Origin of the sequence: Nonomuraea sp. NPDC049486, from assembly GCF_040676925.1 — a bacterium.
In the GTDB taxonomy this organism is placed as follows: Bacteria; Actinomycetota; Actinomycetes; order Streptosporangiales; family Streptosporangiaceae; genus Nonomuraea; species Nonomuraea ferruginea.
The window spans coordinates 437387-456411 of sequence record NZ_JBFAPV010000001.1; the positions used below are offsets into that span (position 1 = coordinate 437387).

At 69.2% G+C, this 19025-nt stretch carries 20 protein-coding genes, 1 other RNA gene and 1 pseudogene; 20 read left to right on the forward strand and 2 right to left on the reverse strand.

The window, feature by feature from the left end; genetic code table 11:
* Positions 1-30: 30 nt before the first annotated feature.
* The 14 genes and pseudogenes from AB0K05_RS02100 to AB0K05_RS02165 all read left to right on the forward strand — a co-directional run bounded on the left by AB0K05_RS02100 (position 31) and on the right by AB0K05_RS02165 (position 11785).
* Positions 31-585 carry a sigma-70 family RNA polymerase sigma factor gene (locus AB0K05_RS02100; protein WP_246639336.1) on the forward strand — a complete coding sequence of 185 codons (555 nt, stop codon included), beginning with the start codon at positions 31-33 and terminating at the stop codon, positions 583-585.
* On the forward strand, positions 585-782 hold the full coding sequence (locus tag AB0K05_RS02105) for a zf-HC2 domain-containing protein (RefSeq protein ID WP_148034194.1): 198 nt from the start codon (positions 585-587) through the stop codon (positions 780-782). Before AB0K05_RS02100 ends, AB0K05_RS02105 begins: the two co-directional genes overlap by 1 nt.
* Before the next feature lie 83 nt (positions 783-865).
* Positions 866-1129: a hypothetical protein gene (locus AB0K05_RS02110; protein ID WP_364225777.1), complete on the forward strand. Its 264-nt coding sequence runs from the start codon at positions 866-868 to the stop codon at positions 1127-1129.
* 24 nt (positions 1130-1153) lie between these two features.
* Positions 1154-6025 (forward strand): NAD-glutamate dehydrogenase, encoded by a 4872-nt coding sequence (locus AB0K05_RS02115; protein ID WP_364225780.1) that lies wholly within the window; start codon positions 1154-1156, stop codon positions 6023-6025.
* Between the two features lie 240 nt (positions 6026-6265).
* Complete coding sequence (locus AB0K05_RS02120) at positions 6266-6826, forward strand: hypothetical protein (protein WP_364225783.1); 561 nt, start codon at positions 6266-6268, stop codon at positions 6824-6826.
* Positions 6827-6882: 56 nt separating this feature from the next.
* A complete protein-coding gene (locus tag AB0K05_RS02125) occupies positions 6883-8238 on the forward strand; it encodes an SRPBCC family protein (protein ID WP_364225786.1) in 1356 nt (451 codons plus the stop codon).
* Between the two features lie 39 nt (positions 8239-8277).
* Positions 8278-8487: pseudogene (gvpJ, locus tag AB0K05_RS02130) on the forward strand (gas vesicle protein GvpJ); the annotation flags it as partial.
* A gap of 175 nt (positions 8488-8662) precedes the next feature.
* Positions 8663-9457: a GvpL/GvpF family gas vesicle protein gene (locus AB0K05_RS02135; RefSeq protein ID WP_271279092.1), complete on the forward strand. Its 795-nt coding sequence runs from the start codon at positions 8663-8665 to the stop codon at positions 9455-9457.
* Between the two features lie 34 nt (positions 9458-9491).
* Positions 9492-9716 carry a gas vesicle protein GvpG gene (locus tag AB0K05_RS02140; protein ID WP_148034189.1) on the forward strand — a complete coding sequence of 75 codons (225 nt, stop codon included), beginning with the start codon at positions 9492-9494 and terminating at the stop codon, positions 9714-9716.
* 36 nt (positions 9717-9752) lie between these two features.
* Positions 9753-10115 carry a gas vesicle protein gene (locus AB0K05_RS02145; RefSeq protein WP_308248795.1) on the forward strand — a complete coding sequence of 121 codons (363 nt, stop codon included), beginning with the start codon at positions 9753-9755 and terminating at the stop codon, positions 10113-10115.
* A 38-nt stretch (positions 10116-10153) separates the two neighbouring features.
* Positions 10154-10492 (forward strand): gas vesicle protein GvpJ, encoded by a 339-nt coding sequence (gvpJ, locus tag AB0K05_RS02150; protein ID WP_271279105.1) that lies wholly within the window; start codon positions 10154-10156, stop codon positions 10490-10492.
* On the forward strand, positions 10482-11264 hold the full coding sequence (locus tag AB0K05_RS02155) for a GvpL/GvpF family gas vesicle protein (RefSeq protein ID WP_364225791.1): 783 nt from the start codon (positions 10482-10484) through the stop codon (positions 11262-11264). The genes gvpJ (AB0K05_RS02150) and AB0K05_RS02155 overlap by 11 nt, the downstream gene beginning before the upstream one ends.
* The gene (gvpJ, locus tag AB0K05_RS02160) at positions 11251-11490 is read left to right on the forward strand and encodes a gas vesicle protein GvpJ (RefSeq protein ID WP_148034187.1); all 240 of its coding nucleotides are present in this window, start codon (positions 11251-11253) and stop codon (positions 11488-11490) included. Before AB0K05_RS02155 ends, gvpJ (AB0K05_RS02160) begins: the two co-directional genes overlap by 14 nt.
* Positions 11474-11785, forward strand: coding sequence for a gas vesicle protein K (locus AB0K05_RS02165; RefSeq protein ID WP_271279095.1), 312 nt, complete (start codon positions 11474-11476; stop codon positions 11783-11785). Before gvpJ (AB0K05_RS02160) ends, AB0K05_RS02165 begins: the two co-directional genes overlap by 17 nt.
* A gap of 6 nt (positions 11786-11791) precedes the next feature.
* Here the strand turns inward: AB0K05_RS02165 and AB0K05_RS02170 are convergent, their stop codons facing one another.
* Positions 11792-12799 carry a hypothetical protein gene (locus AB0K05_RS02170; RefSeq protein WP_364225796.1) on the reverse strand — a complete coding sequence of 336 codons (1008 nt, stop codon included), beginning with the start codon at positions 12797-12799 and terminating at the stop codon, positions 11792-11794.
* A gap of 48 nt (positions 12800-12847) precedes the next feature.
* Between AB0K05_RS02170 and prfB the strand changes: the two genes are divergently transcribed.
* The gene (gene prfB / locus AB0K05_RS02175; RefSeq protein WP_271279097.1) at positions 12848-13963 is read left to right on the forward strand and encodes a peptide chain release factor 2; all 1116 of its coding nucleotides are present in this window, start codon (positions 12848-12850) and stop codon (positions 13961-13963) included.
* Here the strand turns inward: prfB and AB0K05_RS02180 are convergent.
* A complete protein-coding gene (locus AB0K05_RS02180) occupies positions 13949-14140 on the reverse strand; it encodes a hypothetical protein (RefSeq protein WP_219543539.1) in 192 nt (63 codons plus the stop codon). The two genes, prfB and AB0K05_RS02180, sit on opposite strands and share 15 nt — an antisense overlap.
* 203 nt (positions 14141-14343) lie before the next feature.
* On the opposite strand from AB0K05_RS02180, the gene ftsE reads away from it, so the two are divergent.
* The 5 genes from ftsE (at position 14344) to ssrA (ending at position 18987) form a co-directional block, all read left to right on the forward strand.
* Positions 14344-15033: a cell division ATP-binding protein FtsE gene (ftsE, locus tag AB0K05_RS02185; RefSeq protein WP_091079803.1), complete on the forward strand. Its 690-nt coding sequence runs from the start codon at positions 14344-14346 to the stop codon at positions 15031-15033.
* A 21-nt stretch (positions 15034-15054) separates the two neighbouring features.
* Positions 15055-15963 carry a permease-like cell division protein FtsX gene (ftsX, locus tag AB0K05_RS02190; RefSeq protein WP_148034182.1) on the forward strand — a complete coding sequence of 303 codons (909 nt, stop codon included), beginning with the start codon at positions 15055-15057 and terminating at the stop codon, positions 15961-15963.
* A gap of 23 nt (positions 15964-15986) precedes the next feature.
* A complete protein-coding gene (gene smpB / locus AB0K05_RS02195) occupies positions 15987-16454 on the forward strand; it encodes an SsrA-binding protein SmpB (protein ID WP_148034181.1) in 468 nt (155 codons plus the stop codon).
* Complete coding sequence (locus tag AB0K05_RS02200) at positions 16451-18307, forward strand: penicillin-binding transpeptidase domain-containing protein (RefSeq protein WP_364225802.1); 1857 nt, start codon at positions 16451-16453, stop codon at positions 18305-18307. The genes smpB and AB0K05_RS02200 overlap by 4 nt, the downstream gene beginning before the upstream one ends.
* 296 nt (positions 18308-18603) lie before the next feature.
* Positions 18604-18987: a transfer-messenger RNA gene (gene ssrA, locus AB0K05_RS02205) on the forward strand.
* The last annotated feature ends 38 nt before the right edge of the window (positions 18988-19025 follow it).

The following is a 19025-nucleotide window of genomic DNA, read 5'->3' on the forward strand; positions in this document are numbered from 1 at the left end:
GGCTACCGGACTGATAACGAAGGTGTAAAGATGTGCCCCGTGCTGAGTCACCTCGACGGCAGGTTCGAGAGTGCTGATGCCGAGGCGGAGCACCGCATCGCGGTGCTGTACCAGGAGTTCGGCGGCCCTCTACTGCGCCATGTACGTAAGTCGACCGGTAACGATCTGCAATGGGCTGAGGATGTGGTGCAGGAGACGCTCGTCCGGGCCTGGCGCAACTCGGCCAGACTGCAGTGGGAACCGGGCCTCCTCTGGGCGTGGCTGCTGACCGTGGCCCGCCGGATCGTCATTGACGGACGTCGGCGAAAGAGTGTTCGGCCTCATGAGGTCGAGCCCCCGGAAGTCGACATGATGGCGGTGCCCGACGGCTCCGAGAGAGCGCTGTCCGCGATCGTCGTGGCGGACGCTCTGCGCAGCCTGTCGGACGAACACCGCGAAGTTATTGAGCAGACCTACCTACGGGACCGTACGATAAGTGAAGCGGCGGCGATTCTGGGGATCCCGCCGGGCACGGTGAAGTCCCGGCTCTACTACGGCATCCGGGCTCTCCGTGAACTTCTGCGGGACAAGGGGGTAGCCGGCTGATGCATGACGGGGTGGCCGCCTACGTCCTCGGCGTGCTCGATGATTCGGAGCACGAGGCGTTCGAGCGCCACCTCGAGGTGTGCGAGCAGTGCCAGGCTGAGCTTGTCGAACTGGCCGAAGTGCCGGACCGGCTCGACGAGCTCAAGCAGGCGCCCTCCGCATCCGAAGACGACCCGCCGATGTCGATGTCACGTTGACGTCTTTGCCCTTTTCGGGTGGTATCGGTACGGCGAGGCGTGCGCCCGGTTTCGCTTCACCGGGGATGTGGGGGAGGTGTGCGGTGGGCATCGACGACGATGCGACCGTCCCTCGCGACAGGCAGTTCGGTGAGGAGGGCCGCCGGTTGTCCTACGGCGGCCGCCTCCGGCTGGTCGAGCAGGTCGAGGTCCTGGGAGACGATGACGCCCCCAGGACTTTCTTGCGTTCGGGGCCGATGTCCCGCCGGCCGGAAGTTTTCAGTCCATACGGGCATGTCCGTAGTGAAATGTACTATTTCCCGCTGTGGTGGGAACTCAAAGCCTGGCTCCAACCCCGCCATGGCTAACCCTCACAAAGGAGTGAGAGCGAAATGCCGCTCGACGAGGCCAAGGATGAGCTGCTCCAGCGAGCCGCGCAACGGTGCGCGGTGGGCAGCGACCATGTGAGCCCCGAGGAGGCACTGACCTTCCTGCGCGTCTACTACCGGCACGTGCCCCCCGACGATCTGCTCGACCGCAATCTGGTGGACGTGTACGGTCCGGCGATGTCGCAGCGGCAGCTGGCCGAGACCCGCCCGCAGGGCAGGCCGGTGGTCCGGGCCTACACCCCCACCCTGGACGAGAACGGCTGGGACCCCGGCCGCTCGGTGGTCGAGGTGGTCACCGACGACATGCCGTTCCTCGTCGACTCCGTCACGATGGAGCTCGACCGGCACGGCATCGGCGTCCACCTCGTGGTCCACCCGCAGATCCGGGTCCGCCGCGACCTGACCGGCAAGATCCTCGGCAGCGGCCAGGAGGACGTCACCGGGCAGATGCTGGTCGAGTCGTGGATCCACGTCGAGATCGACCGCCAGTCCGACCCCGCGCTGCTCAAGGCCCTGGAGACCGACCTGCAGCGGGTGCTCACCGACGTGCGCCACGCGGTCGAGGACTTCCGCAAGATGCGCGCGCTGGCCCTGCAGACCGCCGAGGACCTGGCGGTGAACCCGCCGCCGCTGCCGCCCGCCGAGGCCGAGGACAGCCTCGACCTGCTGCGCTGGCTCGCCGACGGGCACTTCACCTTCCTCGGCTACCGCGAGTACCGCCTGGAGAGCGGCGAGGAGGGCGAGACGCTGCGCGCCCTGCCGGGCGCCGCGCTCGGCATCCTGCGCGACGACAAGGTGCACTCCGACAGCTTCTCCTCGCTCCCCGCCGAGCTGCGCGCCAGGGCCCGCGAGAAGCAGCTGCTCATCATCACCAAGGCCAACTCCCGCGCCACCGTCCACCGCGACGCCTACCTCGACTACATCGGCGTCAAGCTCTTCTCGCCCGAGGGCGAGGTCGTCGGCGAGCGCCGCTTCCTCGGCCTCTTCACGCACGTCGCGTACAACGAGTCCATCTCCCGCATCCCGGTGCTGCGCCGCAAGCTGGCGGCCGTGATCGAGGCCGCAGGGCTGACCGCGGAGAGCCACGACGGCAAGGACCTCATCGAGATCCTGGAGACGTTCCCCCGCGACGAGCTGTTCCAGACCTCGACCGAGCAGCTGCTGCCGATCGCGCTGGGCGTGCTGCGGCTGCGCGAGCGCAAGCAGGTCAAGCTGTTCCTGCGGCGCGACGACTACGGCCGCTACATCTCGTGCCTGATCTACCTGCCGCGCGACCGCTACACCACCATGGTCCGCCTGCAGATGCAGGAGCTGCTGCTCAAGGCGCTGGGCGGCAAGGGTCTCGACTACCGGGCGTCGATAGGCGAGTCCGCGCTGGCCCGGCTGCACGTCGTCATCCGCGGCGAGCGGGGCAAGCAGCTCCCGGCGCCGGGCGTGGACGTCGAGGAGCTGGAGGCGCGGCTGGCCGCGATCACCCGCTCCTGGGAGGACGACCTCGGCGCGGCCATCAGGGAGATGACCTCCGAGGAGGAGGCCCCTGGGCTGGTCAAGCGCTACCACGTCGCCTTCCCCGAGGCGTACAAGGCCGACTTCCAGCCCCAGGTGGCCGTGGCCGACCTGCGCCGGCTGGAGCACCTCGACGGCGCGGGCGGCGACGAGATCGACCTCAACCTGTACGAGCCGTACGACGCTGCGGAGGGGGAGCGGCGGCTCAAGGTCTATCGGCTCGGGTCGTCCATCTCGCTGTCGAAGATGCTGCCGATGATCCAGCGCCTCGGGGTCGAGGTGGTGGACGAGCGCCCGTACGAGATCGACCGCGACAACGACCCGGCCACGAAGAACGCCTGGATCTACGACTTCGGGCTGCGCTACACCCCGTCACCCGAGATCGAGCGGGGCGACTTCAAGCGGCTCTTCCAGGACGGGCTGATGGCGCTCTGGCACGGGCGGGCGCCGGCCGACGACTTCAACGCGCTCATCCTGAAGGCCGGGCTGACCACGGAGCAGGTCGAGATCCTGCGCGTCTACGCCAAGTACCTGCACCAGGCCGGCAGCAACTTCTCCCAGCGTTACATCGAGCAGGTCCTGCTGGGCAACGTGCGGCTGTCCCGGCTGCTGGTGCGCCTGTTCGAGTCCCGCCTGGACCCGCGCCGCGACGGCGAGGTGCGCGAGGACCTGACGGGGGCGCTCAAGGAGGAGATCCTGGGAGCGCTGGACGAGGTGGCCTCGCTGGACGAGGACCGGATCCTGCGCGCGTACCTGGAGATGATCGAGGCGACCCTCCGCACGAACTACTTCCAGACCGTCGACGGGAAGCGGAAGCCGTACATCTCGCTCAAGTTCGACCCGCAGGCGATCAGCGTGCTGCCGCTGCCGCGGCCGAAGTACGAGATCTTCGTGTACTCGCCCCGGGTGGAGGGCGTCCACCTGCGCTACGGCAAGGTCGCCAGGGGCGGGCTGCGCTGGTCGGACCGGATGGAGGACTTCCGGACGGAGATCCTCGGCCTGGTCAAGGCCCAGATGGTGAAGAACACGGTCATCGTCCCCACCGGCTCCAAGGGTGGGTTCGTGGTGAAACGTCCGCCCGTGACCGGTTCCCGGGAGGACCTGCTCGCCGAAGGCGTCGAGTGCTACCGGATGTTCATCTCCGGCCTGCTCGACGTCACCGACAACCTGGTCGACGGCAAGGTCGTGCCGCCGCCCGACACCGTCAGGCACGACGGCGACGACACCTACCTGGTGGTCGCGGCCGACAAGGGCACCGCGACGTTCTCCGACATCGCCAACGGGGTCGCCAAGGAGTACGGGTTCTGGCTCGGCGACGCCTTCGCCTCCGGCGGATCCATCGGGTACGACCACAAGGCCATGGGCATCACCGCCCGCGGCGCCTGGGAGTCGGTCAAGTACCACTTCCGCACCATGGGCGTGGACGTGCAGACCACCGACTTCACCGTGGCCGGCATCGGCGACATGTCGGGCGACGTGTTCGGCAACGGCATGCTGCTGTCCCAGCACATCCGGCTGGTGGCCGCCTTCGACCACCGCCACATCTTCATCGACCCCAGCCCCGACGCGGCCCGCTCCTACGCCGAGCGGCGCCGTCTCTTCGAACTGCCGCGCAGTTCCTGGGCCGACTACGACGCCTCGCTCATCTCCAAGGGCGGCGGCGTGTTCCCCCGTACCGCCAAGTCCGTCCAGCTCACCCCGCAGATCCGCGACGCGCTGGGCCTGCCCGGCGACGTGACCTCACTGGCGCCCAACGACCTGATCAGCGCCATCCTGCGCGCCCCCGTTGACCTGCTGTGGAACGGCGGCATCGGCACCTACGTCAAGTCCAGCGCCGAGACCCACGCCGACGTCGGCGACAAGGGCAACGACTCGCTCCGGGTCGACGCCGCCGACCTGCGCTGCAAGGTCGTCGGCGAAGGCGGCAACCTCGGCTTCACCCAGCTCGCCCGCATAGAGTTCGCGCTCGACGGCGGTCTCATCAACACCGACTTCATCGACAACTCCGCCGGCGTCGACACCTCCGACCACGAGGTCAACATCAAGATCCTGCTGGACCAGGTGGTCCGCGACGGCGAGATGACCGACAAGCAGCGCAACCAGGTCTTCACCTCCATGACCGACGAGGTGGCCGAGCTGGTTCTGCGCGACAACTACGCGCAGAACGTCGTCCTGGCCGCCGCCCGCGCCCAGGCCGTCGAGATGCTCCACATCCACGCCCGCTACCTGCGCCGCCTCGAACGCGACGGCCGGGTCAACCGGGGTCTGGAGTTCCTGCCGTCGGACAAGGCGCTCGCCGAGCGCCGCCAGTCCAGGCTCGGGCTGACCGCGCCGGAGTTCTCCGTCCTGCTCGCCTACACCAAGCTCGTCGCCGACGCCGAACTGCTCGGCACCGAGCTTCCCGACGACCCGTACCTCGCGCCCCGGCTCGTCTCGTACTTCCCGTCGGCGCTGCGCGAGCGGTTCCGGGCGTACATGGACGCGCACCCGCTGCGGCGCGAGATCATCGTCACCGGCATTGTGAACGACCTGGTCAACTCCATGGGGACCACGTTCCTGTTCCGGGTCGGCGAGGAGACCGGCGCCTCGCTGCCCGACATCGTGCGGGCCTTCCTCGTCACGCGTGAGGTCTTCGACCTGGCCAGCTTCCACCGCAAGGTGGAGTCGCTGGACAACGAGATCGACACCGCCACCCAGCTCGCCATGCTGCTGGAGGCGCGCAAGCTGGGTGAGCGCGGCACCCGGTGGCTGCTCACGAACCGCCGCCCGCCGCTCGACCTGGCGGGCTCGGTCGGCTTCTTCGTCAAGGGCGTCAACGGCCTCCTCGGCCACCTGCCCAAGCTGCTCACCGGCCCCGACCTGGCCGCCTTCGAGGACCGCCGCGACTCCTTCGTGGCCCGCGGCGTCCCCGCCGACCTGGCCGAGCGGGTGGCCGCCATGGTGCCCGCGTACTCCACCTTCGACCTGGTGGAGATCGCCTCCATCAGCGGCCGCCCGGTCAACGAGGTCGCCGAGGTCTACTTCGACCTCGCCGACCGTCTCCAACTGGCCCGCCTCAGGGAGCGCATCATCGCGCTGCCCCGCGACAGCCGGTGGAACGCGATGGCCCGCGCCGCCCTCCGCGACGACCTCTACGCCGCCCACGCCTCGCTCACCCGCGACGTCCTGGCCCACAGCTCCTCCGGGCTGCCCCCCGAGGAGCGGCTGGCCAGGTGGGTGGAGGCGAACTCGGCGGCGGTCGGGCGCAGCAGGCAGACGCTCTCCGAGATCTGGGAGAGCGACAACTTCGACCTGGCCACGCTGTCGGTGGCGCTCCGCGCCATCCGCACCCTGGTCTCGTCGACCAGCCTCCCGCGCACGGAGGCCTGAGCCCGTCGTCCGGGGTGGCGCCTGATCGGCCGGTGGCGCCCCGGACGAGGTGGGTTTCACCAGTGGTCCGGATGGACGCGCCTCGCGTCAAGTCTGCGCCACTTTTCACCGAATAAGGTGCTTTGTCCGAATTGCGGGTAGGGCATGCCGCGGCGAACAGGCACCAGCACATTCGGGTCTGTCCGCCTGCACTGCACCAGTGTTCGTCGAGATGGTGAGCGAGCGGAAGGAGCGCTGATCATGTCGAACAAGTTGCAGGTGGCCTTCGCCGTACTCGCCGGCTATTGCCTCGGAAGGCGCCGGAAGCTGCGCACGGCGGCGGCTCTGGCGGCGGCGGGGCTGGCGGGGCGTGCGAGCTGTGGCAACGGGGGCCCGCTCGCGCAGGGCGTCAAGGCGCTCGGCTCGACCCCGGAGCTCCAGCAGATCACCGAACGCCTTCGTGGCGAGCTCGTGGAGGCCGGCAAGACGGCGGTCATGACCGCGGCGAGCAGGCAGATCGACTCTCTGAGCCAGAGGCTGCAGGAGCGTGCGGGGTCACTCGGCGGTGTCGGAGAAGCCGCGGACAAGGTCACCAAACAGGCGTCCCGCGACGAAGAAGGCGAAGAAGGCGAAGAAGAGGACTACGAGGAAGAGCCTGAAGAGGAGGCCGGCGAGGAGACCGGCGAGGAGGAGGGCGAAGAGGAAGAGGCCGAGGAGCCGGCGCGGGCCAAGCGGCCGGCGCGGACGCAGGAAAAGGCCGAAGGTGAGGGGGCACGTCGGCGCACGCGTCCCGTCCGGCGGGCCGGCCAGTCACGGGGGTGAGCGAAGTGGCTGATGCGGAGAGATTGAGGAAGGCGGCGACCGGTGCCGTCCGGGGAGTGGCAGGAAAGGCGGGGAGAACGGCCCGCCAGACCGGCGAAGCCGCGACGGAAACGGCCGGGGACCAGGTCAAGGACACCGCAGGGAAGGCGGCCGAAACCGGCCAGGGAGTCGCGGGGAAGGCGGCGGAGACCGGCCAGGGGGTCGCCGGGAAGGCGGCCGAGGCCGGCGAGGGAGTCGCCGGCGGCCTGCCGATGAGCCGGCTGGTGGAGTCGGCTCAGGGTCTCCTGCAGGCCGCGGGGACGCGAGTGCTGTCCTCCGCGGGGGACAAGATTGAAGGCCTGACAGGCCGGCTCACCGACTACGTGGAACACGGGGGCAAGAGTTTGATGAGCGCGGTGACGGGCTCGGACAAATCGGGCGGCTTCCTGGGCGGGGCTCTCAAGGGCGGGCTCAAGGGCGGGCTCAAGGGCGTGATGCAGAAGATCACCGGCGGTGGTGGCGGTGGCGGACGAGGCCACGAGAAGGTCACCAACATCGTGGAGTCGATCGACGTCGGCGCGCCCCGCCGTCTGGTGTACGACCAGTGGACCCAGTTCCAGGACTTCCCGACCTTCATGAAGAAGGTCGAGACCGTCAAGCAGGACTCCGACGAGGAGCTCACCTGGAAAGCCCAGGTCTTCATGTCGCACCGGAGCTGGAAGGCGACCATCATCGAGCAGATCCCGGACCAGCGGATCATCTGGCGCTCGGAGGGGGAGAAGGGTCGCGTCGACGGGGCGGTGACCTTCCACGAGATCACTCCCGACCTGACCCGGGTCCTGGTGGTGCTGGAGTACCACCCGCAGGGCCTGTTCGAGCGGACCGGCAACTTGTGGCGCGCGCAGGGACGACGGGTGCGACTGGAGCTCAAGCACTTCCGGCGGCACGTGATGGCACACCTCCTGCAGAACCCCGACGAGCTTGAGGGCTGGCGCGGCGAGATCCGCGACAGCGAGGTCGTCAAGGATCACGAGACCGCGGTCCAGGAGGAGCAGGCCGAGCAGGGCGAGCAGGGCGAGGAGGAAGAGGAGCCCGAGGAGCCTGAAGAGGGCGAGCGGGCGGAAGCCGAAGAGCCCGAAGGCGAGGAGGAAGAGGAACCCGAAGAGGAGGAGGAAGAAGAGGAACCCGAGGAGGAGCCTGAGGAGGAGCCTGAGGAGGAGGAAGAAGAGGAAGAGGAGCCCGAGGAAGAGGAGCCCGAGGAAGAGGAGCCCGAGGAAGAGGAGCCCGAGGAAGAGGAGCCCGAGGAAGAGGAGCCCGAGGAGGAGGAGCCGCCCAGACGGCCCGCCACCGCGCGGCGTCGTGGCACGACGTCCAGACGCCCGGCTCCCGAGCCCGAGCGGCCGGTGCGCCGCCGTCGGGCCAGATCCGAGTAACCCCGTCAGGGCCGGTCGGCCACTACCAGGGGGTATGACATGACCGTGCAACCTGCCGGTCGCGGCTCGCCTGCCGGCGGCGGCAGCTCGGGGACGAATCTCGCGGACGTCATCGACACCATTCTCGACAAGGGCCTGGTCATCGACGCCTTCGTCCGCGTCTCACTGGTCGGCATCGAGGTGCTGACCGTGGACGCCCGGATCGTCGTGGCCAGCGTCGACACCTACCTGCGCTTCGCTGAGGCGGTCAACCGCCTCGACCTGTCGACCACGCAGAAGGACCTGCCCGAGGTCGTCCAGGGCGTGACGCAGGCCAAGTCCGTCGACCAGGGCGAGGAGCCCGCGCTCGAAGCCGCCGCCGACGAGGTCGAGGACGTGCCCGAGGAACACCCCCGCGAGGCACGCCTCAGAGAGGATGACTGAGATGTCACCACGCGGAGAGGCCGCCCGGCCCGCGGACACCTCATCGGCGGACGTGAACGGCACCGCGTCCTACGTGTACGGGATCGTACCCGTGGATGTCGAAGTGGAGCCCGGGACTGAGGGTGTCGGAGAACCCGGCGGCCAGGTGGGACTGGTGACCTTCGGCGAGATCGCGGCCCTGGTGAGCGACGTCCGGGCCGACCGGCCGCTGGGCCGGCCGCGGGACCTGCGGGCGCACCAGACGCTGCTCGACCAGACGGCGGCGGAGGTGCCGGTGCTGCCGTTCCGGTTCGGGGCGGTGCTGACCGGCTCCGACGCCGTCCTGGAGGAGCTGCTGAAGCCGTACCACGACGCGTTCGTCGACGCCCTGCGTGAGGTGGAGGGCCGGACGCAGTACGTGGTCAACGCCCGGTACGACGAGCGGACGATCCTGAGGGAGGTGCTGGAGGAGAACGAGGAGGCCGCGACGCTCAGGGATCGGATCGCCGGCCTGCCCGAGGACGCGACGCGCAACGAGCGCATGCGCCTGGGAGAGATCATCGAGCACGCGATCGCCGGCAAACGGGAGACGGACACGGCGACGGTGCTGGAAGCCCTCTCCGATGTGTGCGAACAACTGGTCGTACGCGACGTCGGCCACGAGCGCGAGGCCGCGCACGTGGCCGCGCTGGTGGAGCGGGACAGACAGGCCGAGTTCGAACAGGCCGTGGACGAACTGGCCCGCCGGTGGTCGGGCCGCGTCGAGGTTCGCCTGCTCGGGCCGATGGCTCCGTACGACTTCGTGGGTACGGCCTGACCACGGACACGACGTCGTGGAGGAGTGAACATCGTTGGGACTGGGGACGCTGCTCTTTGGCTGGCCGCTGCTGCCGATCTACTCGGTCGTCAAGCTCGGCGAGCTCCTGAGAGACGAGGTCGAGCGGGAGCTGCGCGATCCGGCCGTGGTCCGGCGCCGCCTGGAAGAGGTGGAGCAGGCCAGGGCCGCCGGTCGGATCTCCGAGGAGGAGGAGGCCCGGGCGGTCGAGGAGATCCTGCAGGGGATGACCGGCTGGTGAGGCGGGGGCCGCACCAGCGGATACGGGGGTGATTTCGTGCCTGCCAGGCAGGGGACCGAGCGCAAGCACGCGTCAGGCGGAAAGGGAGCGGACGACGGCGGCGAGGAGCCGCCTCGCTCGCGTTCCGCGGACATCCCGGCCGCCGCGGCGGCCGACATGGGGCTGCGCATGATGAGCGAGCTGACCGGCAAGGACACCGAGAGCGTCACACGGGTCGAGCCGTCGGACGACGGGTGGCTGGTGGGCGTGGAGATCGTGGAGGACCGCCGGATCCCGTCGTCCGGCGACACCCTGGCTCTCTACGAGATCGACCTCGACATGGAGGGCGAACTGCTGTCCTACCGCCGGGTGCGCCGCTACAAGCGGGGCAGCGGCGACCCCGCCGAGAGCCCGCGGTGAGCGCCGTGAGGTCGGGCCCGTACGTTCCCGGGTCCTCGATGCAGCAGCAGGGTTACAGCGGCCGCGAGTCGGCCAACCTGGGGGACATCCTGGAACGGGTGCTCGACCGGGGCGTGGTGATCGCCGGCGACATCCAGGTGAACCTGCTCGACATCGAGCTGCTGACGATCAAGCTCCGCCTGCTCATCGCCTCGGTCGACACGGCCAGGGAGATGGGCATCGACTGGTGGGAGCACGACCCGTGGCTGACCGGCGACGCCCACGAGCTGGCCAAGCAGAACCGCAAGCTGCGCCGCCGCCTCGCGGCGCTGGAGGAGATCGTCGCCACGCGGGCGGAAGCCGCCCACGAGCCGGAGGCGGTCGAGCGTGGACGCTGAGCAGGGCGTCTACCTGTACGCGGTGACCCGTGACGAGGGCGGCGAGCCCGACGGCCCGGCAGGCGTCGCCGGTGCCCCCGTGCGCCGTCTGGCGCACCGGGGCCTGGCCGCCTTCATCAGCACGGTGTCGCTCCAGGAGTTCGGCGAGGAGTCGCTGCGGCGCTCGATGGAGGACCTCGCCTGGCTGGAGGAGATCGCGCGCGCCCATCACCGGGTCGTGGAGGCCGTCGCCCGCCGGGGCCCCACGGCCCCCGTGCGGCTGGTCACCGTCTACACGGGTGAGGCGCAGGTCCGGGAGCTCCTCGACGAGCGGCACGCCCAGTTCGAGGAGGTGCTGCGCCGGGTGTCGGGCCGGTGGGAGTGGGGCGTGAAGGCCTACGCCGTCGCGAGTCCCGCCGAGCCGGTGGCGGAAACCCCGGACGCGGCGCCGGGAGCCGCCTACCTGAACCGCCGCCGGGCGGCCCTGCGCGGACGTGAGGACGGCTGGCGCCGGGCCGCCGAGCACGCCCAGGCCGTGCACGAGGCGCTGATGGGCATCGCCGTGGCCGGCACCCGGCACCGGGCCCAGGACCCGCAGCTGTCAGGGCGGCGGGAGCAGATGGTGCTCAACGGCGCCTACCTGGTGGACGAGGCACGCGCCGCCGAGTTCGCCCGGGTGGTCGAGGACCCGGCCGAACGGGGCGTCACCCTGGAGCTCGTGGGCCCCTGGGCGCCCTACTCCTTCGCCGCGCTCGGCCACGACGGTGAGACGGCGTACGGTGACGCCTCCTGAGCCGAGAGGGGGCCGGCTCGCCGCCGAGGGACGCCTGCCCGAGCAGCGGGTGGCGCTCGTCGACCTGCTGGACCGCCTGCTGGCGGGCGGGGTGGTGGTGACGGGCGACGTGGTGCTGTCCATTTCCGGCATCGACCTCGTACGGATCTCCCTGCGGGCGTTGCTGGTGTCGGTACGGGAGGGCGACGCGGTAGACGGAGGGATGCGGCATGACAGAGCGGACTGACCGGCAGGCGGTGAAACCGGGGGAGTGGCGGCTGGAGACCGACGCCGACTCGGTGCATCGTGACCTGAGCCGCCTGGTGCTGACGCTGATCGAGCTGATCCGTCAGCTCGTGGAGCGTCAGTGTGTGCGGCGGATGGACCGCGGCGAGCTGTCCGGGGAGCAGCTGGAGGCGGTGGGGCTGACCCTGATGAGGCTGGAGGAGGCCATGACCGAGCTGTGCGAGCGGTTCGGCCTGACGCCTGCCGACCTCAACCTCGATCTCGGGCCGCTCGGCACCCTGCTCCCGGAGGACTGACCCCGTTCACTGCCCGGTCGCCTTCGTCAGCGCCCCTTCGTGGCCGACGACCTCCGCCGCGGCCGGGGCCGTCGCCGGGGGGACCGCGGTCACGTACGTGTGGATCTCGGTGAGCCGGAGGTTGCGCCGCACCACCGGCGCCGAGATCGACCAGCGCGCCGAGTCGGGCACCGGGATGTAGTCGTCCTCGGCCGTCTTGGTCGTGGTCGTGGTGGTGCGGGAGAGCGAGTATTGGATGATCGCGCCTCCGTCGCCGGTGCGCAGGGCGTACACGGGGTGGTCGCCGGCCTGGAAGATGGAGTCGTAGCTGAAGCCGGCCTTCTTGGCCTTCTGCCTGGCCTCGGTGATCTGGCTGGCGACGTCGGTGGTGTAGGGGCCGTCGGCGATGAGGCCGGCCGCGACGCCGTCGGTGCCCGTCTCGGCCACGGTGGCGTGCAGAGGGCCGATGAGCTGGGGGCGGATGGTGACGCTCCGGTCGTCGCCGGCGATCGCGGTGGCGTACCCCTGGTCGTCGAGGGCGACGTCGGGCCGGTGCGCGGGGTCGAGCAGCCGGGAGGCGGCGCTGAGCCGCCAGTCGCCGTTTCTGGCGAAGGTCAGCATGGTCGGCTCGCCGTCGCGGTCGGCCAGCACCGAGAACCACACCGCCTGGGCGCCCTCGGCGAAGCGCGGCACGTACAGGGTGGGGGAGCCCCACTCGTGACGGGGCGGCCGGCCGCCGCTGGACAGGTAGGCGACGGCGGTCAGCCGGGCCTCCGAGTCGCGTACGTACTCCATGGCGAGCCGCAGGTCGCCGGAGGCGCGCAGGACGCTGTCGGTGGCAACGAAGGTGGTGAACACCTCGCCCGCCTCGGCGAGCGTCACCTCGGGCTCGGCGGGCGTCGGGTCGGCGGACGGGCTCGGCGAGGCGGCCGTGGGGGTGCGCGAAGGATCCGCGGCGGAACCCGAGCAGCCGGACGCCCCCGCCAGCAGGACGGCGGCGAGCGTCAGCGCCTTACGCCGACCGTGTACACGCACCTGGCCATGTTATTCGGCACCCCCGCCGGTCGCGTACTCTAAGGAGGCGTGGCAGACATCGATCCGGCAGACGCAATCAACGAGCTCGCCGGCACGCTCCGCAGCATCCAGGACGTGCTCGACCTCGACTCCATGCGCAAGCAGATCGAGGAGCTGGAGACGCAGGTCGCCGCCCCCGATTTGTGGGACGAGCCGGACAAGGCGCAGAAGGTCACCAGCAAGCTCTCCCACCTCCAGGGCGAGCTCAACCGCGTCGACGGCCTGAGCCGCCGCCTCGACGACCTCTCGGTCCTGTACGAGCTCGCGGCCGAGGAGGCCGACGACGACACCCGCGCCGAGGCCGACAAGGAGCTGGTCTCGCTGCGCTCCGACATCGGCGCGCTGGAGGTCCGCACCCTCCTGTCGGGCGAGTACGACTCGCGCGAGGCCCTGATGACCATCAACTCCCAGGCGGGCGGCGTCGACGCGGCCGACTGGGCGGAGATGCTGCTGCGGATGTACCTCCGCTGGGCCGAGCGCAAGGGCTACCCCACGGAGGTCTACGAGACCTCGTACGCGGAAGAGGCGGGCATCAAGTCGGCCACCTTCGCGATCAAGGCGCCCTACGCCTACGGCACGCTCAGGGGCGAGCACGGCACCCACCGGCTGGTGCGCATCAGCCCGTTCGACAACCAGGGGCGCCGCCAGACCTCGTTCGCGGGCGTGGACGTGGTGCCGGTCGTCGAGCAGACCGACCACATCGACATCAACGAAGACGAGATCCGCGTCGACGTCTACCGCTCGTCGGGCCCCGGCGGCCAGGGCGTCAACACGACCGACTCGGCCGTGCGCATCACCCACCTGCCGTCCGGCATCGTCGTCTCCTGCCAGAACGAGCGCTCCCAGCTGCAGAACCGCGCGACCGCCATGAACGTCCTCCAGGCCAAGCTGCTCGAGCGCAAGCGGCAGGAGGAGGCGGAGAAGATGTCGGAGCTGCGCGGGGCGACGACCACGTCATGGGGCACGCAGATCCGCAACTACGTCCTTCACCCGTACCAGATCGTGAAGGACCTGCGGACGGCCACGGAGGCGGGCAACCCGAGCGCGGTGCTCGACGGCGATCTCGACCAGTTCATCGAGTCGGAGATCCGCTGGATGCGCCGCCAGGAGTCAGACGCCCAGTAGGTGTTCGAGCACCAGGGTCGCGAAGAGCGCCACGAGGAGGACGACCGCGATCAGGGCGGGTGACAGGCCGGCGAAGCCATGACCGTGCAGCCGCTCGCGGTTGGCTCGGCAGAGGGCGCAGCGGCCTTCGATGACGGGGTGCGCGCACTGCGCGCATACGAGGTGTTGGCAACTCATGTCAGCCCCAAGTCTAGCCGCACAATCGTTTTGTTTCCGTTATGGACGTTCCATGCCAGTCTTCCCTCTAGACTGTGCTCCAGCCAATCGGAACGTCGATCAATGGTAAAGCTGGGCGTCCCCGATCGGTGCGTGGCGGGAAGTGGGCATGTGCCACCCTCGCTTCCGTCCTGACCCCTAGACTGGCATGCCGTGATGCTCTCGTGATCCATTTCGATAATGTCACCAAGGTCTACGCGAACCAGAACAGGCCCGCCCTGGACCACGTCTCTGTCGACGTGGACAAGGGTGAGTTCGTGTTCCTCGTCGGTCCTTCGGGATCAGGCAAGTCCACCTTCCTCCGTCTGATTCTCAAGGAGGAGCGGCCCAACTCCGGCGCGATCCACGTCGCCGGCAAGGACCTGGCCCGCCTCTCCAACTTCAAGGTGCCTCACCTGCGCCGCCGCATCGGCTGCGTGTTCCAGGACTTCAGGCTGCTCCCGAACAAGAACGTCTACGAGAACGTGGCGTTCGCGCTCGAGGTCATCGGCAAGCCGCGGCGGTTCATCCGCAAGGTGGTGCCGGAGGTCATCGAGCTGGTCGGCCTGGAAGGCAAGGCCCACCGCATGCCCGACGAGCTGTCCGGCGGCGAGCAGCAGCGCGTCGCCATGGCCCGGGCGTTCGTCAACCGGCCCATGATCCTGCTGGCCGACGAGCCGACGGGCAACATCGACCCCGCGACGAGCATCGGCATCATGAAGGTGCTCGACCGGATCAACAGGACCGGCACCACGGTCGTCATGGCCACGCACGACGCGGCCATCGTCGACTCCATGCGCAAGCGTGTCGTGGAGCTGGAGGACGGCAAGATCGTCCGCGACCAGTCGCGTGGCGTGTACGGCCAGGCGTACTGACAGGGAGCAGTAGACACAATCATGCGGGCGAACTTCATCTTCTCCGAGGTCTGGATCGGCCTCCGTCGCAACCTGACCATGACGATCGCGGTCATCATCACCGTCGCGGTCGGCATGGCGATGCTGGGCGTCGGCTTGATGATCAACGCCCAGGTCGGCATGATGACGACCTACTGGTACGACAAGGTCGAAGTATCCGTCTTCCTCTGCACCAAGAACAGTGACATGCCCGCCTGCAAGGGCAAGGCCGTCACCCAGGCGCAGACCCAGGCGCTGCAGAAGCAGATCGAAGGGCTTCCCGGAGTCGAGCAGGTCTTCTACGAGGACCAGGCGACGGCCTTCAAGAACTTCCAGGAGGCCTTCAGCGCCAACCAGCCCATGCGCGACGCCACCAAGGTCGAGGACATGCCGACCTCGTTCCGGGTCAAGCTGGCCAACCCGGACAACTACCAGCCGGTGATCCAGGCGTTGCAGGGACAGCCGGGCGTCTCGCAGGTGGTCAACCAGAGAGACCTGATCAGCCAGTTCTTCACCATGCTCGACAAGGTGCGCTGGGCCGCCCTGATCGTGGCCGTCATCCTGGTGCTCGCCGCCGCGCTGCTGATCGGCAACACGGTGCGGTTGTCGGCGTTCAACCGCCGCCGGGAGACGGGCATCATGCGGCTGGTCGGGGCCTCCAACCTCTACATCCAGCTGCCCTTCGTCATGGAAGGCATGATCGCGGGCCTGATCGGCGGCGTGTTCGCCGCGGTCATGCTGATCGTGACCAAGGTCTTCATGTTCGACGAGGTCGCCCAGTATCTGTCGTCCGGCGGGGCGCAGATCGGCTGGGACGACGTGGCGTCGGTGATCACCCTGACTATGATCATCGGTGTGGTGATCTGTGTCCTGGCATCGTTCGTCACTCTCCGCCGATACCTCAGGGTCTGACGAAACGCCGGTAAGGTCGAAGCATGCCACGTGAGACCGGGCGAAAGGTCATCGCCCAGAACAAGCGTGCCCGGCACGACTACCACATCGAAGACACCTTCGAGGCGGGGCTGGTCCTGCAGGGCACGGAGGTGAAGTCGTTGCGGGAGGGCCGCGCCTCACTGGTCGACGGCTACGCCAGCGTCGAAGGCGGCGAAGCGTGGCTGTTCAACGTCCACATCCCCGAATACGCGCAGGGCACCTGGACCAACCACGCAGCCCGCCGCAAGCGCAAGCTCCTGCTCCACCGCAAGGAGATCGACAAGCTCGCCACCCGGGTCAAGGAGGGCGGGCTCACGATCGTGCCGCTCCAGCTCTACTTCAAGGACGGCAAGGCCAAGATCGAGATCGGCGTCGCGAGAGGCAAGAAGGACTGGGACAAGCGGCAGTCGCTGGCCGAGAAGCAGGCCAAGCGCGAGATGGCCCGGGCGCTGCGTCACCGCAACCGATGAACCGAGTCCGCCGCACGCTGGCCGCGACCGTCACGCTGGCGATCGCGAGCATGACCTTGACCGGCTGCTTCGAGGAGGCGTCGCCGCACGACGCGGTGCGCGACTTCCTCGTCGGCTGGCAGTCCAACGACTACGAGCTGGCCGCCTCCCGCGCCGACGGTGACCCCGCCGTCGTGCGCAAGGCGCTGTCGGACGCCAAGCTGCAGCTCGACGCGGCCTCGTTCCGGTTCCGCATCAAGAGCGTGCGGGTGACCGGCGACGAGTCGCAGGCCGAGTTCGGCGTCGAGGTCGACCTGGGCGACAACAACCCCTTGTGGACGTACGACAGCGTGCTCCCGCTCCGTCTCGACGACGGCATGTGGAAGGTGAAGTGGTCGCCGGCGGTGCTGCACCCCCAGCTCAAGGAGGGGCAGCGGTTCGCGGTCAAGGCCAAGCCGAAGCCGCGCCAGCCGGTCCTCGACCGCGGCGGCGACCCGCTGCAGCAGGACATGTTCCTGTACGTGGCCGGCGTGGTGCCCGCCCAGCTCGGCGACCGCGCCGAGGAGGTCGTCAAGCAGCTGTCCCAGATCACCGGATACGCGGAGGACCGGCTGCTCAGCCGGATCCGGTCCGCGCCGCCCAACGAGACCGTGCCGCTGATCACCTTCGGCCGCACCCGCTACCAGTCGGTGAGACAGAAGCTCGACGCCATCCCCGAGGTCAAGACCGTCACGGAGAAGCAGCCCGTCGACCCCGCGAGCCCCAAGCAGATCGTCGGCCGGGTCAGCGCGCTCACCCCGGAGACCGAGCAGAAGCTCGGCGGCCCCCAGCGGGCCGGCGACTCGATCGGCCAGAGCGGGCTCCAGCAGGCCTACCAGGGCTACCTGACAGGCTCCACCGAGACCCAGGTGATCATCCTCGACCTCAACACCGGCGAGGAGGTGGCGTCGCTGCAGCAGTGGCCCGGCCGTCAGAACAGGTCGGTGCAGACCACGATCGACAGCGGCGTGCAGGTCGCCGCCGAACGCGCCGTCTCCAGCACCCGCGCCAGCGCCCTGGTGGCGGTCGACAGCTCGACCGGCGAGATCAGGGCGGTCTCCACCCGCGGCCTGCACCAGCAGAACGACGCGCTGGCGGGCCGCTTCCCGGCCGGCACCGCGTTCTCCATCGTGGCGGCCGACGCCATACTCAAGGCCGGGGTGCAGACCAAGCAGAAGCTCCCGTGCCCGGCCGAGCGCACGGTCGGCGGTGCCCGGTTCGTCAGCGCGGCCCAGGTCACCGGCTCCTCGCCCACCTTCCAGCAGAACTTCGCCGCGGGCTGCGTCACCGCGCTGGCCTCGCTCGCCCGCCGGGTGACCGGCGACGACCTGGCCCGGAGCGCCGAGAACTTCGGCATCGGCCTGCCGTGGCAGCTGCCGCTCAAGTCGTTCAGCGGCTCGCGGCCGGCCTTCGACGGCGACGCGGCCAAGGCCAAGGCCATCGCGGGCCAGAACGTCGAGGTGAGCCCGCTCAGCATGGCCCTGGTCGCGGGGGCGGTGGCGTCCGGCACCTGGCGGCCGCCGGTGCTGGTCACCGCGCCCGACACCCCCGACGCCGCCGACGAGGTGACGCCCGCGCCGCAGCCCCCGCCCCGGCAGCTCGACCCGCAGGTCCGCGAGGCGTTGACGGCCATGATGAGGGCGGGCGCCCAGGGCACCCCCGCCCAGGCGGGCAGCGGTCGCGTCCACGGCGTGACGTCCGCCGCCACCGGCAAGGAGAACGACGCCTGGTTCGTCGGCTGGCAGGGCGACCTGGCCATCGCCGTGTTCACCAGGAACTACAACCCCGCCGCCGTGGCCGGCAGCTTCTTCGCGGCCCTCGGCGACGCTCCGTGATTTTTTCGTGACAAGAAGCAACCATCGGACAGGCCGGTTGCGTCTTAATGAGTGACCGGTCCCGCTCGGGGGGTTGCGGGACCAGTCGTCGTGATGAGATCAGGACTTCATCTCGGGGGAAGTCCTGCCGTCATTGACCGGCTCGACCCTGCCGGTCGCCCCCGGGAGCGTGATGCTGCTGTGCTGCGCTTCCGGGGGCTCCACGGCGTTCGCCGGGAATCAAGTTGGCATCTGGGGTGTTGTCAGAGGTATCGTCGTCATGCTCGATCCTCCGGGATCGTGTTGACAACTCCACAGGGGGTGACTGGCTTCGACTTTGACCTTGCAAGTCAGGAGAAGCGGGCCGAGGACTGCGGACATAACCTCGTTAATCCTGTGACCGCAAACAACAAGTGCCAATTCTAAGCGCACTGAGGTCAGCCAGGGTTCCCTGGCTCTCGCTGCCTAAGTAGCGAAACCTCTGTCAGCCCGAGAGTGCCTTCGGCTCGGGATCTGGCATCGTCAGAAGGCTCAACCGATCGACCCGGCCACGGGGGTGATCGGGAAACCAAACAGTGGCTGAGCCCGTCGGCGACTCGCCTGCGTGATCGCCGGGGCTGAGAAAAGCACAGCAGGCTGCGCCCGGAGAAGCCCTGTCTTGGGGTTGAAGGACGCGGGTTCGATTCCCGCCACCTCCACTTCGAAGACGCGGAAAGCCCGGCCGGATCATCCGGCCGGG

Coding starts and splice junctions, on each gene's coding strand:
- AB0K05_RS02100 (WP_246639336.1), top strand. CDS start 31: ATGTGCCCCGTGCTGAGTCACCTCGACGGCAGGTTCGAGAGTGCTGAT.
- AB0K05_RS02105 (WP_148034194.1), top strand. CDS start 585: ATGCATGACGGGGTGGCCGCCTACGTCCTCGGCGTGCTCGATGATTCG.
- AB0K05_RS02115 (WP_364225780.1), top strand. CDS start 1,154: ATGCCGCTCGACGAGGCCAAGGATGAGCTGCTCCAGCGAGCCGCGCAA.
- AB0K05_RS02120 (WP_364225783.1), top strand. CDS start 6,266: ATGTCGAACAAGTTGCAGGTGGCCTTCGCCGTACTCGCCGGCTATTGC.
- AB0K05_RS02135 (WP_271279092.1), top strand. CDS start 8,663: ATGTCACCACGCGGAGAGGCCGCCCGGCCCGCGGACACCTCATCGGCG.
- gvpJ (WP_271279105.1), top strand. CDS start 10,154: ATGCAGCAGCAGGGTTACAGCGGCCGCGAGTCGGCCAACCTGGGGGAC.
- AB0K05_RS02165 (WP_271279095.1), top strand. CDS start 11,474: ATGACAGAGCGGACTGACCGGCAGGCGGTGAAACCGGGGGAGTGGCGG.
- AB0K05_RS02180 (WP_219543539.1), bottom strand. CDS start 14,140: ATGAGTTGCCAACACCTCGTATGCGCGCAGTGCGCGCACCCCGTCATC.
- ftsX (WP_148034182.1), top strand. CDS start 15,055: ATGCGGGCGAACTTCATCTTCTCCGAGGTCTGGATCGGCCTCCGTCGC.
- smpB (WP_148034181.1), top strand. CDS start 15,987: ATGCCACGTGAGACCGGGCGAAAGGTCATCGCCCAGAACAAGCGTGCC.
- AB0K05_RS02200 (WP_364225802.1), top strand. CDS start 16,451: ATGAACCGAGTCCGCCGCACGCTGGCCGCGACCGTCACGCTGGCGATC.